Origin of the sequence: Variovorax boronicumulans NBRC 103145, assembly GCF_001591345.1 — a bacterium.
GTDB lineage: Bacteria > Pseudomonadota > Gammaproteobacteria > Burkholderiales > Burkholderiaceae_C > Variovorax > Variovorax boronicumulans.
On record NZ_BCUS01000085.1, the window covers coordinates 1 to 14,708 of the forward strand.

Here is a 14,708-nt window from a genome sequence, read left to right on the forward strand (position 1 = left end):
TCGACGCGCCGCAGCAGGCCTCGTCGCCGCGCGCCGCGGCCGGCGTCGCGCACGGCGGCGTACAGCAGCGCCAGGCCGGCGAGGCAGACCGCGAGCAGCGGCCAGAAGAGGTGCACGGGCGACAGCGTGTCGAACATGGTGGGGAAGGGCGAGGTCAGCGCGCCACGGTTTCGAGGGAGATGAAGTCGGCGATCAGCCGCTCGCTGTTCCGGCTGGCCGCCAGCGCCTCGCGCAGGCGCAGCAGGTAGGCCGAGGCCATCTCGTACGGCGGACGGTCGGAGGTTTCGCTGAATGGCATCGGCGCCGACAGCACGGTGATCAGCACGTTGCCGAAGGGCGGGCTCACGAGCCAGCTCGAGGGGATGTCGGACCCGAGTTCCAGCGACTCGCCCGCGCGCAGCCGCGTCGGGGCCGGCCCGGTGTTCAGGTGCATCACGGAGCCGTCGGCGGTGTAGTAGTCGACCCAGATGTAGCTCTCGTGGCGCGGCGCCACCACCTGCACGCGCACCGCGTCGCCCTCGCGCAGCCGGCCGTCGCGCGCGGACGGCGCACTCACGCTCAGCCCGTGGTTCTTCTGGCGGTTGCGTGCCTGCGAGGGCTTGAGGATGGCGAACACCTCGCAGTGCGGCCACACGCGCAGCCCGATGTCGAACTGCGGCGCGCGCACGCCGGGAATGGCGGCGACGTCCTCCGCCACCTTGAGCAGGTCGTCGCGCTGCGAGACGAAGCCGGTCACGCGCGGGCGGCCGTCGGGGTCGATCGAGGCCTCGAGGTCGGCGCAGGCGTAGCTGGCGAGTTGCCGGTCGATGCGCTGCGTGAGCGCCGTGCCGGCGGTCGGCGGCCCCGCCAGCCAGTGCCACAGCAGGAAGAGCGCGGGCACGAGCACGGCGAGCGCGGCGCCGGTGCGCAGCACGGTGCGGTCGCGCCGGCGCATGTCGGCCGGGCCGCGCGGGTCGGGCACGCCGTAGGGCTGGGGCGTGATGTGGTCCTGCGCGAGGCTGCCGAGTTCGAGCGGCGGCGGTTGCAGCTGCCGGCCGTGCAGGTCCTTCAGCTTGCCGAGCTCGCCCTCGTCGCCCGACTCGAAGTAGTACTGGCCCTTGAAGCCGTGGGCCAGTGCGTGCCAGTAGACCTCGCGCACCGCATGGTCCTGCGCGCCGAGGGCCGAGAGGTGGTGGAAGAACTCGCTGTGCGCGTTGTTGGAGTTGAACAGCTGCACCTGCAGCGGCGCCGCGCCGTCCACCGCGTCGGGGTGGCGCGCCAGGATCTCGTCGAGCCACGCGACCATGGCGAAGGCGGCCGATTCGATCTGCGTGGCGGTGGCGCCGGCCACGTCGGCGTCGGCGCGCGCGATGTCCAGCAGGCGCAGGGCCTCGCGCTGGGCGTCGCCGTGGGTGAGGGTGGGGTGGCCGGCCGCGATCGATGCGTCCAGGCCGAGACCGAAGGCAATGAAGGGCGAGAAGCAGTCGAGCAGGCGGGCCATGAGGGATGCCCGCTTCTCAAGCGTGCATTGCGAAGCATGCCTTGCACCGGCGTCTGCAGCGATCGCACATGCCCATGTCCCCGGTCGTTGGAGTGGGCGTTCATTTTTTCAACGGGCCCACGGGGCCGCCATACCGCTTGGGGTCTATGCCGTTGGTGGGGCGCGGCGGCCTTGCTGGACGGGGCAATCGCCGTTATCTTCGCAGTCGCAGAAGAATCCAATGCACATTGACGTTGGGACACTGGGGTATGCCATGAAAATTCTGATCGCCGACGACCACCGGCTCGTCATCGAGGCGGTCAAAGCCAAGTTGTCGGAGCTGGGAGCTGGCATCGAGTTCGTCCTGGCGCTGAGCGTCGACGAACTGCTTGCCGGCGCGACCGACGATCTCGACCTGGCCCTGATCGACCTCAACATGCCCGGCGCGGACGGGCAGGCCCACATCGACGAGATCCGGCGACGACACCCGGCCGTGCCCGTGATCGTGCTGTCGGGCTACGAAGACCCGTCCATCATGCGCAGCGCGCTCGAACGCGGCGTGCTCGGTTTCATTCCCAAGGCCTATTCGCCCGACGTCATGCTGTCGGCCGTGCGCCTGGTGCTGGCGGGCGGCGTCTACGTGCCGCCGATGATGCTCACGGCGCTGCCGCCCGGCATCGTGGCCGGCGTGTCGCCGTCGTCTGCCGCGGCGGGCGAGCCCTTTGCGCGCGGCGGTGGCGGCAACGGCGGCGGTACCCAGACGCTCGAACACCTGCGCAGCGTGCTCACCGAGCGGCAGGTCGAGGTGCTGCAGCTGCTGTCGCAAGGCAAGCCGAACAAGCTGATCGGGCGCAGCCTGGGCATCAGCGAAGGCACGGTGAAGATCCACCTGGCCGCCATCTTCCGCGCGCTCAACGTGCGCAACCGCACCGAGGCGGTGGTGGCGGCGCAGGCGCTGACGGAAGCGCAGCAGGCCTGACGCGGCTCAGTCGGAGACGGCCGAGGCCGGGCGGCGCATGAAGCCGCGCGCGGGCACGATCCATTCGACGAGGTGATCCGTATCGGACACGGGCGCCGTCGTGTCGTCCGTGAACAGCATGCGCTCCTCGGCCAGCAGGAAGCGCTGTGCGCCCAGCACCTGGAGTGTGGCGCCGCCGAGGTCCAGGGATTGCGGCGCAGCGTCCGCCGACAACACCCATCGCACCGGCCCGGGCGCCGCCGCCCGCAGTGCGGCTTCGTGCGCCGCATCGCCGGGCACGCGGTTGATCAGCGCCCAGCCTTCGGTGCCGCCGATGAGAAAGCTGTTGAGGCCGCTGTCGTGCACGACGCGCACCACGCGCGCGGACAGCGGCGTGACCAGGCCCGCTTCGAGCGCATAGCGGCCGCCGCCCTGGCCGTCGGGATCGAGGTGCCCGATCTCGTCGTAGGCGGGCTCTTCCATGTTCACCGGGCGTCGGCCCTTGGGACCGTCGGCCAGGCGCGGCATGGTCAGCGGGATGCGGCGCAGTGCGCGCGCATGGGCCATGAAGTCGTCGACGCGGGCGAAGGTGGCCAGGTGCTCGAGCACGCGCCGCGTCACGTTCAGCAGCTTGAGGCCGCGTTCGGGGCTGACCGCGTCGGCAGGCTTCAGCCACAGGTGCTCGACGGTCTCGCGGCCGTCGGGGCGCACGTCCTGGCCGGCGGGCATCGCGGCCGCGAAGAAGCGCGTGTCGAAGCGGCGCGGCATGCCGGGCGGGGTCAGCCAGTGGCTGAAGTACGCGATGCGGTCGACGGCAAGGCACCAGCCGCGCTCGGCGCACAGGGCGAGCAGGGCGTCGGTGCTGCGCTCGGCGGCGGCGCGCATCGCGTCGAGCTCACCCGACGTGAGCGAGAGCAGCTCGACCGGCCGGCCCTGCGCATCGTTCGCGAGCAGCAGCCCGGCTTCTTCGAAGCATTCGCGGATCGCCGCTGCGTGGAAGTCGAGCCCGCCTTCGGGCAGGCCCAGCCGCGCGCTCGCGGCGGCGTCGTCCAGGCCCGCGCACAGCGGGTGCAGCAGGCGGTCGTGCGCATCGACCATGCCGCCCGGGAAGACGCTGGCGCCGCTGTTCTGGTCATTGGCCTTCTCGGCCCGCCGCAGCATCAGCACCTCGAGGCCTTCGGGGCCGTCGCGCAGGACGACGAGCGTGGCGGCGGTGCGGATGGGGCGAGGGGCGGAGGGCGGGGGCGTCGTGGGAGTCATGGGCGCCTATTTTGCGGCCGGGGGACAATGCGTGCCTCGCGCATCCACCACCCACTTCGCTCCCTGGGAGCCGCCTGTCTTGGACACTCTTCGCACCAATCTCTCCCGCTTCGACGCCGCCATCGTCGACCTCGACGGCACCATGGTCGACACGCTCGGCGACTTTGCCGAGGCCCTGAACCGCATGCTGCGCGACCTCGAGTTGCCGCCCGTGGCGTCCGCCGCCATCGAGCGCATGGTGGGCAAGGGGTCGGAGCACCTGATCCTGTCGGCGCTGGCGCACGTGGGCGCGCCGGCCCCGGCGGCGCTGTTCGATCGCGCGTGGGAGCGCTACCAGCACCACTACCTGGAGATCAACGGCCGGTATTCGGCCGCGTACCCCGGCGTGGTCGAGGGCCTGAAGGCGCTGCGCGCGCGCGGGCTGCGGCTGGCCTGCCTCACGAACAAGCCGACCTCCTTCGCCAAGCCGCTGCTGGCCGCGAAGGGGCTCGACGGCTTCTTCGAGCAGGTGTTCGGCGGCGATGCCTTCGAGCGCAAGAAGCCCGATCCGCTGCCGCTGCTGAAGACCTGCGAGGCGCTGGGCACGGTGCCCGCGCGCACGCTGATGGTGGGCGACTCGAGCAACGACGCGCGTGCCGCGCGCGCCGCCGGCTGTCCCGTGGTGCTCGTGACCTACGGCTACAACCACGGCGAGCCGGTGCGCGGCGTGGATGCGGACGGCTTCGTGGATTCGCTGGCCGACCTCGCGACGGCCTGACCGGCCGCCCGGCTAGTTACTGCTTTCCGAGCAGCGCGTCCTTCAGCTTCCAGTCGGCCGGGTTGGGGCCGAGCCAGATGCGCATCAGCGCATTGAAGAACGCCACTTCCTTCACCGGGTCGGGCTGCGGCACGCCGCGCACCGTGATCAGCGTGCCCGTGCCGGGCAGCCAGTCGATGGTGAAGGTGTCGCCGGCCTTGAGCTGCTTCTGGTCCGCGAACATCTGGCCCATGCGCAGCAGCCCGGGGATCAGATTGACCATCTCGCTCTTGGGCGAGTTGTCTTCCACGCCCTTCACGAAGAGCTTGCCGAGTTCGTTGGCATCGATGTCGCGCAGCATGGTGATCGCCACGCGCTTGGGGCCCGGCACGGCCAGCGCCTCTTCGGTGGTCGAGGCCTTCTTGCCCAGGTACAGGCCGGCGGTGTAGACCTTGATGATGGTCTTGTAGCGGATGCCCGCGCCGTTGAGCACCAGCGGGGCGCCGCGCAGGTCCATCTGGTCGTCGAGCTTGACGCCCGCCACCTCGACCTGCGCCGCGAAGGCACTGCCGCAGAGCGCGGCCGAGAGGACAGCGAGCGCCGCGAGGCGGGAGAACACGGCCGGGAGCAGGGGTGCGAGCAAGTGAGTCTCCTTGAATTTGCGAACGGTCGTGCGAATGTATCTTTTCGTTTTATCCGAGAGGCTTCGGGGGAACCCTGAAGCCAGCGGTTGCACAAGGCCTGGTTTTCGTGGGCTAAACTCGGCGCTCCATGTTCGTTCATCACATCATTCAAACAGGTGAAGGCAGCCGGGGAGCCTGGCCCTGGCGTCGCCATACATCGCTGACTGTTTGATTGCGCGGCGCACGCCGTGCGCCCGCGGTTCCGAGCCGGCACGCATGCCGGCACCGGGCCACTCTCGTGAATGACCTTGCCACCGGCCAAAGGAGCGTCGGCAGGCAACTGGAGAACGATCCGTGATCACCGAACTTGAATTCAAGAGCCTCAGCGCCCAGGGCTACAACCGCATCCCGCTGATGGCCGAGGCCTTTGCCGACCTCGAAACGCCGCTTTCCCTGTACCTCAAGCTCGCCCATTCGCAGGGCGGCGGCAAGCACAGCTTCCTGCTCGAATCGGTGGTGGGCGGCGAGCGCTTCGGGCGCTACAGCTTCATCGGCCTGCCGGCGCGCACCTTGCTGCGCGCCAGCGGCTTCGGCGACGAGGCCGTCACCGAAGTCGTGACCGACGGCCAGGTCGTCGAGGCCGCCAAGGGCAACCCGCTGGACTTCGTGGCCGACTACCAGAAGCGCTTCAAGGTCGCGCTGCGGCCCGGCCTGCCGCGCTTCTGTGGCGGCCTGGCCGGCTACTTCGGCTACGACACTGTGCGCCACATCGAGCGCAAGCTCGAAAAAAGCTGCCCGCCCGACACGCTGGGCTGCCCCGACATCCTGCTGCTGCAGTGCGAAGAACTCGCGGTCATCGACAACCTGTCGGGCAAGCTGTACCTGATCGTCTACGCCGACCCGAAGCAGCCCGAGGCCTATGCCGTCGGCAAGCGCCGCCTGCGCGAGTTCAAGGAGAAGCTCAAGTACTCGGTGAGCGCGCCGATCGTGAAGCCCACGCAGCCGCATCCGGCCGAGCGCAGCTTCGCCAAGGCCGACTACCTCGCGGCGGTGGAACGCGCCAAGGAGATGATCGCCGCCGGCGACTTCATGCAGGTGCAGGTGGGGCAGCGCATCAGCAAGCGCTACACCGAGTCGCCGCTGTCGCTGTACCGCGCGCTGCGCTCGCTCAATCCCTCGCCCTACATGTACTACTACCACCTGGGCGACTTCCACGTGGTCGGCGCCTCGCCCGAGATCCTGGTGCGCCAGGAGAACACCGGCGAGGGCGAGCAGAAGATCACCATCCGCCCGCTGGCCGGCACGCGCCCGCGCGGCGCCTCGATCGAGCTCGACAAGGCGGCCGAGGTCGAACTCATCAACGATCCGAAGGAACGCGCCGAGCACGTGATGCTGATCGACCTCGCGCGCAACGACATCGGCCGCATCGCCAAGACCGGCACGGTGAAGGTGACGGAAGCCTTCGCGGTGGAGCGCTACAGCCACGTGATGCACATCGTGAGCAACGTCGAGGGCACGCTGAAGGACGGCATGACCGCCATCGACGTGCTCAAGGCCACCTTCCCGGCCGGCACCTTGACCGGCGCGCCCAAGGTGCATGCGATGGAACTGATCGACCAGCTCGAGCCCACCAAGCGCGGCCTGTACGGCGGCGCCTGCGGCTACATCAGCTACGCGGGCGACATGGACGTCGCGATCGCGATCCGCACCGGCATCGTGAAAGACCAGATGCTGCACGTGCAGGCCGCGGCCGGCGTGGTCGCCGACTCGGTGCCCGAGCTGGAGTGGAAAGAAACAGAAGCCAAGGCGCGCGCACTGCTGCGTGCCGCCGAACTGGTCGAGGAAGGCCTGGAATGAGCAACGCACCTGATATCCAGAACGACTTCTCGCACGAGATCATCGGCGCCGCCGTCGAGGTGCAACGCGTGCTCGGCACGGGGCTCGACGAGGGGGCCTATGCCGCAGCGCTGGCCATCGAACTCGCCGAGCGCGAGATCGGCTTCACGCGCGACGTGGCGCTGTCGGCCAGCTACAAGGGCCGGTCGCTCGGCGAGGTGTACCGCGCGGGCTTCGTGATCGAGCAGTCGGTCATCGTCGAACTCAAGGCGGTCGATGTGCTGACCGACCTGCACCGCGCGCAGGTGCTGGCCGCATTGCGCCTGTCGGGCCTCAAGCTGGGCCTTCTCATCAACTTCAACGTGTTCCCCGTCGTGAAGGGCGTGCACCGGATTGTGAGCAAGCCATGAAACTGCTGATGATCGACAACTACGATTCGTTCACCTACAACATCGTCCAGTACTTCGGCGAACTGGGTGCGGACGTGCAGGTGCACCGCAACGACGAGATCACGGTGGCGCAGATCGGTGAGCTGATCGCTTCGGGCGTGACGCGGCTGGTGGTGTCGCCGGGTCCGTGTTCGCCTGCCGAGGCGGGCGTGTCGGTGGCGGCCATCGAGGCCTTCGCGGGCAAGCTGCCCATCCTGGGCGTGTGCCTGGGCCACCAGGCCATCGGTGCGGCCTTCGGCGGCAAGATCGTGCGCGCGCAGCAGCTCATGCACGGCAAGACCAGCGAGATCACGACCACGCAAGAGGGCGTTTTCGCGGGGCTGCCGCAGAAGTTCATCGTCAACCGGTACCACTCGCTCTCGATCGAGCGCGAGAGCTGCCCGAGAGAACTGGCTGTCACCGCGTGGACCGACGACGGCGAGATCATGGGCGTGCGGCACACCGGCTTTGCGCACGACGTGCGCATCGAAGGCGTGCAGTTCCATCCCGAATCGATCCTCACAGAACATGGCCACGCCATGCTCAAGAACTTCCTGGACTGATCACCATGACTGACCGCTCTTCCCTTGTCGACCTGCGCAGCGACACCGTCACGCAGCCCACGCCCGCGATGCGCGAGGCCATGGCGGCTGCACCGCTGGGCGACGACGTCTTCAGTGCCGACCCGAGCGTGAACGCGTTGCAGGAGAAGATCGCCGCGCTGCTGGGCTTCGAGGCGGCGCTGTTCGTGCCCACCGGCACGCAGAGCAACCTGTGCGCGATCCTGTCGCACTGCGGCCGTGGCGACGAGTACATCGTCGGCCAGCAGGCGCATGCCTACCGCTGGGAAGGCGGCGGCGCCGCGGTGTTCGGCAGCGTGCAGCCGCAGCCGCTCGACCACGCGCCCGACGGCACGCTGCCGCTCGCGCAGATCGAGGCGGCCATCAAGCCCGACGACGCGCACTTCGCGCGCACCAAGCTGCTGGCGCTGGAGAACACGCTGGGCGGCAAGCTGCTGCCCTTCGAGTACGTGCAGGCCGCCACCGACCTGGCGAAAAGCAAGGGACTGCAGCGGCACCTCGATGGCGCGCGGCTCTTCAATGCCGCCACCGCACAGGCCGCGCTGAACAAGCGAACCGACATTCGCGCCGAAGCCCGCCGCATCGCGCAGTGCTTCGACAGCGTGTCGGTGTGCTTCAGCAAGGGCCTGGGCGCACCCATCGGCTCGACGCTGGTCGGTTCGCGCGAGTTCATCGCGCGCGCCCACCGCATCCGCAAGATGGCGGGCGGCGGCATGCGGCAGGCGGGGTTGCTTGCAGCAGCTGCGTCGCACGCGCTCGATCACCACATCGATCGCCTGGCCGACGACCATGCGCTGGCGCAGCGGCTCGCACAGGGGCTCGAGGGCATCGAAGGCCTGACCGTCGAGGCGCCGCACACGAACATCGTGTTCGTCGATCTCACGGGGGCGGCGCAGGCGCGTTCTTCGGAGCTGCTCGCCAGCCTCAACCAGCAGGGCATCCTTGCGACCGGGCTCTACCGCCTGCGCTTCGTGACGCACCTGGATGTCGATGCCGCGGGCGTCGACCGCGCGGTCGCGGCGATCCGCGGCTTCTTCAAGGCTTGAGAAGGTGTGAACGAACCCGCCATGTCCGCTCATCCCGCCCAGACACGCCCCCTCTGCGTTGCAAATGCTCGCCATAGCCCGAGCTATGGCTGCGCTTTGCGCCTTGATGGGGTGCGCCTGGGCGGGCTGCTCGGCCACGCCGGATTCATTCACACCTTCTGAAGCCTGGCTACACGCACACACCGAGGAGACCCTTCATGATCACCCCCCAGGAAGCGCTGCAGCGCACCATCGAACACCGCGAAGTCTTCCACGACGAGATGCTGCACATCGTGCGGCTCATCATGAGCGGCGAGTGTTCGCCCGTGATGATGGCCGCGCTGATCACCGGCCTGCGCGTCAAGAAGGAAACCATCGGCGAGATCACTGCGGCCGCAGAGGTGATGCGCGAGGTGTCGACCAAGGTGCCCGTGGCCGACACCACGAACCTTGTCGACATCGTCGGCACCGGCGGCGACGGCTCGCACACCTTCAACATCTCGACCTGCTCGATGTTCGTGGCGGCCGCGGCCGGCGCCAAGGTCAGCAAGCACGGCGGGCGCAGCGTGTCGAGCAAGTCGGGCAGTGCCGACGTGCTGGAGTCGCTGGGCGTCAACATCAACCTCAAGCCTGAGCAGATCGCGCAGTGCATCGCGCAGGTCGGCATCGGCTTCATGTTCGCGCCGAACCACCACCCGGCGATGAAGAACGTCGCGCCGGTGCGCAAGGAACTCGGGATCAAGACGATCTTCAACATCCTCGGCCCGCTGACCAACCCGGCCGGTGCGCCGAACATCCTGATGGGCGTGTTTCACCCCGACCTCGTGGGCATCCAGGTGCGTGCGCTGCAGCGCCTTGGCGCCGAACATGCGCTGGTGGTCTACGGCCGCGACGGCATGGACGAGATCTCGCTGGGCGCCGCCACCATGATCGGCGAGCTCAAGGACGGCGAAATTCGCGAGTACGAACTGCACCCGGAAGACTTCGGCTTCCAGATGGCGAGCAACCGTTCGCTGCGCGTCGAGACGCCCGAGCAATCGAAGGCGATGCTGATCGGCGTGCTGGACAACCAGGCCGGCCCGGCGCTGGACATCGTGCTCCTCAATGCGGGCGCGGCGCTGTACGCGGCCAACGTGGTCGACTCGGTGCCGGCGGGCGTGGAGCGTGCGCGCCAGGCCATCGCATCCGGTGCGGCGAAGGCCAAGCTCACTGAGCTGGTCAAGGCCTCCACCTCCTTCTGAGAATCAGGCCGTCGTGCCACCGAAAGCAGAGCAAGCCATGTCAGACATTCTCGACAAGATCGTCGCCGTCAAACGCCAGGAAGTCGCCGCTGCACTGAAGCGTGCCCCGCTCGAGGCCGTGCGCTTCGATGCCGAAAGCCGCGTGCTCACGCGCGACTTTGAGGCCGCCTTGCGCGCCAAGATCGCGGCCGGCCAGGCGGCGGTGATCGCCGAAGTCAAGAAGGCCAGCCCGAGCAAGGGCGTGCTGCGCGAAGACTTCATTCCGGCCGACATCGCGCAAAGCTATGCCGAGGGCGACGGCGTGGTCAGCGCGGCCTGCCTCTCGGTGCTGACCGACAAGCAGTTCTTCCAGGGCGGCGTCGACTACCTCAAGCAGGCGCGCGCCTCGTGCGACCTGCCGGTGCTGCGCAAGGATTTCATCGTCGACGCCTACCAGGTGTACGAATCGCGCGCGATGGGCGCCGATGCGATCCTGTTGATCGCCGCCTGCCTCGACGACGCGCAGATGAAGGACTACGAAGCCATTGCGCGCGGGCTGGGCATGGCGGTGCTGGTCGAGGTGCACGACGCGGCCGAACTCGATCGCGCGCTGAAGCTCAAGACGGCGCTCATCGGCGTCAACAACCGCAATCTGCGCAACTTCGAGGTGTCGATCCAGGCGACGATCGATCTGCTGCCCAAGCTGCCAGCGGATCGCCTGCCAGTGACCGAATCGGGCATTGCCACGCGCGAAGACGTCGCCACGCTGCGCGCCGCGGGCGTCAACGCCTTCCTGGTCGGCGAAGCCTTCATGCGCGCCAAGGAACCCGGCGAGGCCCTCGCTGCGTTGTTCAAATGACGCGGCCGGACCAGCTGTCGAGCAGCGATCCTGCCGACTGGCCGGTGGCGCCGGGCTGGCAGCCGCTGGTCGATGATTTCTTTGGCGGCGCGGTCGGCCAGAAGCTGCAGGGCTTCCTGCGCGAGCGTCTCGATGCCGGGGCGGTGATCTTTCCGCCGCAGCCGTTGCGGGCGCTGGAACTCACGCCGCCGGAAGACGTGCGGGTGGTGATCCTGGGTCAGGACCCGTACCACGGGCGCGGGCAGGCCGAGGGCCTGGCCTTCTCGGTGGCGTCGGGCGTGGCCCTGCCGCCGTCGCTGCGCAACATCTTCAAGGAGCTCCAGCGCGACCTGGGCACGCCGCCGCCGGCGTTTCCGAACCCGGGCGGCAGTCTCGTGAAGTGGGCGACGCACGGCGTGCTGCTGCTCAACACCTGTCTCACGGTCGAAGAGGCCCAGCCGGCCAGCCACGCGGGCCGCGGCTGGGAGGTGCTCACCGACGCCGTGATTCGCCACGTGGCGCAGGGTGAACGCCCTGTTGTTTTTATGCTATGGGGCTCGCACGCGCAAAGTAAGCGCGCGTTGATTGACGTTGAGCGCCATAAGGTGCTGATGTCGAATCATCCCTCGCCACTCTCTGCGCTCCGGCCGCCCGTTCCGTTCATCGGCTGCGGTCATTTTGGCCAAGCCCGTGCATGGCGTGAGGCGCAGCAGTCGGGAGGCTCCGAACTTCGCTCATAATCAGAGGCTTCACACCTCGAGCAGGTTTCCACGCTTCATCTTTTGCTGGGAATCCTGTGTAGTCACAAAATCGTGCTATATTTCGAGGTTCGCCGGAGAGGTGGCCGAGTGGTTAATGGCAGCAGACTGTAAATCTGCCCTCTTACGAGTACGCTGGTTCGAATCCAGCCCTCTCCACCAGCGATGAATTTGGTTTCTAAGAGCGATTGGATCTAGCGCTTTGGGTGCCTTGAAGTGCCCCCGATGCGGGAGTAGTTCAATGGTAGAACCCCAGCCTTCCAAGCTGATGACGCGGGTTCGATTCCCGTCTCCCGCTCCAGAGACCCGGTTCGGCGCCGGAAGCGATTTGGTTAGAACAAAAGCCCTTTTGGCTCAGTGGTAGAGCACTCCCTTGGTAAGGGAGAGGTCGCGGGTCCGATTCCCGCAAAGGGCACCAGTTTTCTGGGGTTGCAACGACAGGCTTGCGACCCATCTGCATGCGTTGAAATCGTTTTTTTCGGAGTCGAAAAATGGCAAAAGGTAAATTCACCCGCACCAAGCCGCACGTGAACGTGGGCACGATCGGTCACGTTGACCACGGCAAGACCACGCTGACGGCTGCGATCGCCACCGTGCTGTCGGCCAAGTTCGGCGGCGAAGCCAAGGCTTACGACCAGATCGACGCAGCGCCTGAAGAAAAGGCCCGCGGCATCACGATCAACACCGCACACGTCGAGTACGAAACGGCCAACCGCCACTACGCACACGTCGACTGCCCCGGTCACGCCGACTACGTGAAGAACATGATCACCGGCGCTGCCCAGATGGACGGCGCCATCCTGGTGTGCTCGGCTGCTGACGGCCCGATGCCCCAGACCCGTGAACACATCCTGCTGGCTCGCCAGGTGGGCGTGGGCTACATCATCGTGTTCCTGAACAAGTGCGACATGGTCGACGACAAGGAACTGCTCGAGCTGGTCGAAATGGAAGTTCGCGAACTCCTCGACAAGTACGAATTCCCCGGCGACGACACCCCCATCATCCACGGCTCGGCCAAGCTCGCCCTGGAAGGCGACAAGGGCGACCTGGGCGAAGGCGCCATCATGAAGCTGGCCGAAGCGCTGGACACGTACATCCCCACGCCCGAGCGCGCTGTGGATGGCACGTTCCTGATGCCCGTGGAAGACGTGTTCTCGATCTCGGGTCGCGGCACCGTGGTGACTGGCGCTGTTGAGCGCGGCGTGATCAAGGTCGGCGAAGAAATCGAAATCGTCGGTATCCGCCCCACCGTCAAGACCACCTGCACCGGCGTGGAAATGTTCCGCAAGCTGCTGGACCAAGGTCAGGCTGGCGACAACGTCGGCGTGCTGCTGCGCGGCACGAAGCGCGAAGAAGTCGAACGCGGCCAAGTGCTGTGCAAGCCCGGCTCGATCAAGCCGCACGTGCACTTCACCGCCGAGGTGTATGTCCTGTCCAAGGACGAAGGCGGCCGTCACACGCCGTTCTTCAACAACTACCGTCCGCAGTTCTACTTCCGCACGACGGACGTGACCGGCGCGATCGAGCTGCCCGCGGACAAGGAAATGGTCATGCCTGGCGACAACGTCAGCATCACCGTCAAGCTGATCAACCCGATCGCGATGGAAGAAGGCCTGCGCTTCGCCATCCGTGAAGGCGGCCGTACCGTGGGTTCGGGCGTCGTGGCCAAGATCCTCGACATCTAAGCCGAGCGTAAAGAGTACCGGAGGGGTATAGCTCAATTGGCAGAGCGTCGGTCTCCAAAACCGAAGGTTGTAGGTTCGATTCCTACTGCCCCTGCCACCTAGGTGGCACCCCGACAAGCCCATCGCGATCCGATGGGCTTCGGCGTCTCAAGAGACGCATTGAATTGAAGGCCGCGAGGCCACAGGAAATCAGCCGACATGGCCACTTCTCAAATCGAAACCGTGAGCACGGGTGCCGACAAAGCCAAGCTGGCTGCGGCGGTGGTGCTGGCAGTGGGCGCGATCGTCGCGTTCTACCTGCTGTCGCGCCAAGGCTCGCTGGTGCAATGGGCTGCGCTGCTGGTCGGTCTGGCCGCGGCCGTGGGCGCCTTCGGCAGCTCCGAGAATGGCCGTCAGCTGTGGGCTTTCGGTCGTGACTCGTGGCGCGAGGTCAAGAAGGTCGTGTGGCCGACCCGTAAGGAATCGATGCAGATGACGGCCTATGTGTTCGCCTTCGTGGCGATCATGTCCGTCTTCCTCTGGCTCACCGACAAGACGCTCGAATGGGTGTTCTTTGACCTCATTCTGGGCTGGAGAAAATAATGACCGACGACGCAGTTGAAACCACGCAGAGCACGCCGGAAGAGGAGCAGAACCCTCTCCTGACCCCCGCTGCCAACCCTGATCTGCGTTGGTACGTGGTGCATGCCTACTCGGGCATGGAAAAGGCTGTCGAGCGCAACATCACCGAGCGCATCACCCGCGCCGGCATGCAGGACAAGTTCGGCCGCATCCTGGTTCCGACCGAAGAAGTGGTCGAGATCAAGAACGGCCAGAAGCGCACCACCGAGCGCCGTTTCTTCCCGGGCTACGTGCTGGTCGAAATGATCATGGATGACGAGAGCTGGCACCTGGTGAAGCACACCAACAAGGTGACGGGTTTCGTGGGCGGCGCCAAGAACCGTCCGGCTCCGATCTCGCAGAAAGAGGTCGAGGACATCGTCAACCAGATGCAGCAGGGCACCGAGAAGCCGCGCCACAAGGTCGAGTTCACCGTGGGTGAGTTCGTGCGCGTCAAGGAAGGCCCGTTCACCGACTTCAATGGCACGGTGGAAGACGTCAACTACGAGAAGAGCAAGGTCAGCGTGTCGGTCATGATCTTCGGCCGCGCCACCCCTGTGGAGCTCGAATTCGGTCAGGTCGAGAAGACCTGATCCCATGGCCTGCCTTCGGGCGGGCCTGCCAGTTTCCGGCTGCGCGTTGTCCGACTCGGCGCGCGGTCTTGATCGAAGAGTCGTTTAACCCCGGGGAGCCGCGGCGAG

The 14,708-nt window shown here is 67.0% G+C and carries 15 protein-coding genes and 4 tRNA genes; 16 read left to right on the plus strand and 3 right to left on the minus strand.

All coding sequences use genetic code 11. The features are described 5' to 3' along the window. Positions 1-154: 154 nt before the first annotated feature. Positions 155-1,480, minus strand: a complete 1,326-nt coding sequence (locus VBO01S_RS21865; protein WP_062479282.1) for a DotU family type IV/VI secretion system protein — start codon at positions 1,478-1,480, stop codon at positions 155-157. Between the two features lie 253 nt (positions 1,481-1,733). Between VBO01S_RS21865 and VBO01S_RS21870 the strand changes: the two genes are divergently transcribed. Continuing rightward, positions 1,734-2,438 carry a response regulator transcription factor gene (locus tag VBO01S_RS21870; RefSeq protein WP_062479285.1) on the plus strand — a complete coding sequence of 235 codons (705 nt, stop codon included), beginning with the start codon at positions 1,734-1,736 and terminating at the stop codon, positions 2,436-2,438. A 6-nt stretch (positions 2,439-2,444) separates the two neighbouring features. Here the strand turns inward: VBO01S_RS21870 and VBO01S_RS21875 are convergent, their stop codons facing one another. Continuing rightward, positions 2,445-3,677 carry an NUDIX hydrolase gene (locus VBO01S_RS21875; protein ID WP_062479288.1) on the minus strand — a complete coding sequence of 411 codons (1,233 nt, stop codon included), beginning with the start codon at positions 3,675-3,677 and terminating at the stop codon, positions 2,445-2,447. 79 nt (positions 3,678-3,756) lie between these two features. Between VBO01S_RS21875 and VBO01S_RS21880 the strand changes: the two genes are divergently transcribed. Further along, the gene (locus tag VBO01S_RS21880; protein WP_062479291.1) at positions 3,757-4,434 is read left to right on the plus strand and encodes a phosphoglycolate phosphatase; all 678 of its coding nucleotides are present in this window, start codon (positions 3,757-3,759) and stop codon (positions 4,432-4,434) included. A gap of 16 nt (positions 4,435-4,450) precedes the next feature. Here VBO01S_RS21880 and VBO01S_RS21885 read toward each other — a convergent pair whose 3' ends face one another. Next, positions 4,451-5,056, minus strand: a complete 606-nt coding sequence (locus VBO01S_RS21885; RefSeq protein ID WP_062479293.1) for a chalcone isomerase family protein — start codon at positions 5,054-5,056, stop codon at positions 4,451-4,453. Positions 5,057-5,390: 334 nt separating this feature from the next. Between VBO01S_RS21885 and trpE the strand changes: the two genes are divergently transcribed. The 14 genes from trpE to nusG all read left to right on the plus strand — a co-directional run bounded on the left by trpE (position 5,391) and on the right by nusG (position 14,600). Continuing rightward, complete coding sequence (gene trpE, locus VBO01S_RS21890) at positions 5,391-6,893, plus strand: anthranilate synthase component I (protein ID WP_062479295.1); 1,503 nt, start codon at positions 5,391-5,393, stop codon at positions 6,891-6,893. Continuing rightward, entirely contained in the window at positions 6,890-7,282 is a 393-nt protein-coding gene (locus VBO01S_RS21895; protein WP_056514741.1) for a GxxExxY protein, read from the plus strand. Before trpE ends, VBO01S_RS21895 begins: the two co-directional genes overlap by 4 nt. Then, positions 7,279-7,863 carry an aminodeoxychorismate/anthranilate synthase component II gene (locus VBO01S_RS21900; RefSeq protein ID WP_062479298.1) on the plus strand — a complete coding sequence of 195 codons (585 nt, stop codon included), beginning with the start codon at positions 7,279-7,281 and terminating at the stop codon, positions 7,861-7,863. The genes VBO01S_RS21895 and VBO01S_RS21900 overlap by 4 nt, the downstream gene beginning before the upstream one ends. Before the next feature lie 5 nt (positions 7,864-7,868). Then, on the plus strand, positions 7,869-8,927 hold the full coding sequence (ltaE, locus tag VBO01S_RS21905) for a low-specificity L-threonine aldolase (protein WP_062479301.1): 1,059 nt from the start codon (positions 7,869-7,871) through the stop codon (positions 8,925-8,927). A 197-nt stretch (positions 8,928-9,124) separates the two neighbouring features. Further along, complete coding sequence (gene trpD, locus VBO01S_RS21910) at positions 9,125-10,147, plus strand: anthranilate phosphoribosyltransferase (protein ID WP_062479304.1); 1,023 nt, start codon at positions 9,125-9,127, stop codon at positions 10,145-10,147. Positions 10,148-10,184: 37 nt separating this feature from the next. Next, positions 10,185-10,985 (plus strand): indole-3-glycerol phosphate synthase TrpC, encoded by an 801-nt coding sequence (gene trpC, locus VBO01S_RS21915; RefSeq protein WP_062479307.1) that lies wholly within the window; start codon positions 10,185-10,187, stop codon positions 10,983-10,985. Further along, complete coding sequence (locus VBO01S_RS21920; protein WP_062479310.1) at positions 10,982-11,704, plus strand: uracil-DNA glycosylase; 723 nt, start codon at positions 10,982-10,984, stop codon at positions 11,702-11,704. The genes trpC and VBO01S_RS21920 overlap by 4 nt, the downstream gene beginning before the upstream one ends. Before the next feature lie 94 nt (positions 11,705-11,798). Further along, a tRNA-Tyr gene (locus VBO01S_RS21925) sits at positions 11,799-11,884 on the plus strand. A gap of 65 nt (positions 11,885-11,949) precedes the next feature. Next, positions 11,950-12,023: transfer RNA gene (locus tag VBO01S_RS21930), tRNA-Gly, on the plus strand. Positions 12,024-12,065: 42 nt separating this feature from the next. Continuing rightward, positions 12,066-12,140 (plus strand) — tRNA-Thr (locus tag VBO01S_RS21935). Positions 12,141-12,213: 73 nt separating this feature from the next. Then, positions 12,214-13,407 (plus strand): elongation factor Tu, encoded by a 1,194-nt coding sequence (gene tuf, locus VBO01S_RS21940; RefSeq protein ID WP_062478858.1) that lies wholly within the window; start codon positions 12,214-12,216, stop codon positions 13,405-13,407. Between the two features lie 21 nt (positions 13,408-13,428). After that, positions 13,429-13,504: transfer RNA gene (locus tag VBO01S_RS21945), tRNA-Trp, on the plus strand. Between the two features lie 101 nt (positions 13,505-13,605). Beyond that, positions 13,606-13,989: a preprotein translocase subunit SecE gene (secE, locus tag VBO01S_RS21950; RefSeq protein ID WP_062479313.1), complete on the plus strand. Its 384-nt coding sequence runs from the start codon at positions 13,606-13,608 to the stop codon at positions 13,987-13,989. Further along, complete coding sequence (gene nusG, locus VBO01S_RS21955; protein ID WP_062479316.1) at positions 13,989-14,600, plus strand: transcription termination/antitermination protein NusG; 612 nt, start codon at positions 13,989-13,991, stop codon at positions 14,598-14,600. Before secE ends, nusG begins: the two co-directional genes overlap by 1 nt. Positions 14,601-14,708: the final 108 nt, after the last annotated feature.

Excerpts from the sequence above, each read along its gene's own strand:
- trpC (WP_062479307.1), top strand. The coding sequence starts at position 10,185 with ATGTCAGACATTCTCGACAAGATCGTCGCCGTCAAACGCCAGGAAGTC.
- secE (WP_062479313.1), top strand. The coding sequence starts at position 13,606 with ATGGCCACTTCTCAAATCGAAACCGTGAGCACGGGTGCCGACAAAGCC.
- VBO01S_RS21870 (WP_062479285.1), top strand. The coding sequence starts at position 1,734 with ATGAAAATTCTGATCGCCGACGACCACCGGCTCGTCATCGAGGCGGTC.
- VBO01S_RS21920 (WP_062479310.1), top strand. The coding sequence starts at position 10,982 with ATGACGCGGCCGGACCAGCTGTCGAGCAGCGATCCTGCCGACTGGCCG.
- tuf (WP_062478858.1), top strand. The coding sequence starts at position 12,214 with ATGGCAAAAGGTAAATTCACCCGCACCAAGCCGCACGTGAACGTGGGC.
- VBO01S_RS21895 (WP_056514741.1), top strand. The coding sequence starts at position 6,890 with ATGAGCAACGCACCTGATATCCAGAACGACTTCTCGCACGAGATCATC.
- trpD (WP_062479304.1), top strand. The coding sequence starts at position 9,125 with ATGATCACCCCCCAGGAAGCGCTGCAGCGCACCATCGAACACCGCGAA.
- VBO01S_RS21865 (WP_062479282.1), bottom strand. The coding sequence starts at position 1,480 with ATGGCCCGCCTGCTCGACTGCTTCTCGCCCTTCATTGCCTTCGGTCTC.
- ltaE (WP_062479301.1), top strand. The coding sequence starts at position 7,869 with ATGACTGACCGCTCTTCCCTTGTCGACCTGCGCAGCGACACCGTCACG.
- VBO01S_RS21900 (WP_062479298.1), top strand. The coding sequence starts at position 7,279 with ATGAAACTGCTGATGATCGACAACTACGATTCGTTCACCTACAACATC.
- VBO01S_RS21875 (WP_062479288.1), bottom strand. The coding sequence starts at position 3,677 with ATGACTCCCACGACGCCCCCGCCCTCCGCCCCTCGCCCCATCCGCACC.
- nusG (WP_062479316.1), top strand. The coding sequence starts at position 13,989 with ATGACCGACGACGCAGTTGAAACCACGCAGAGCACGCCGGAAGAGGAG.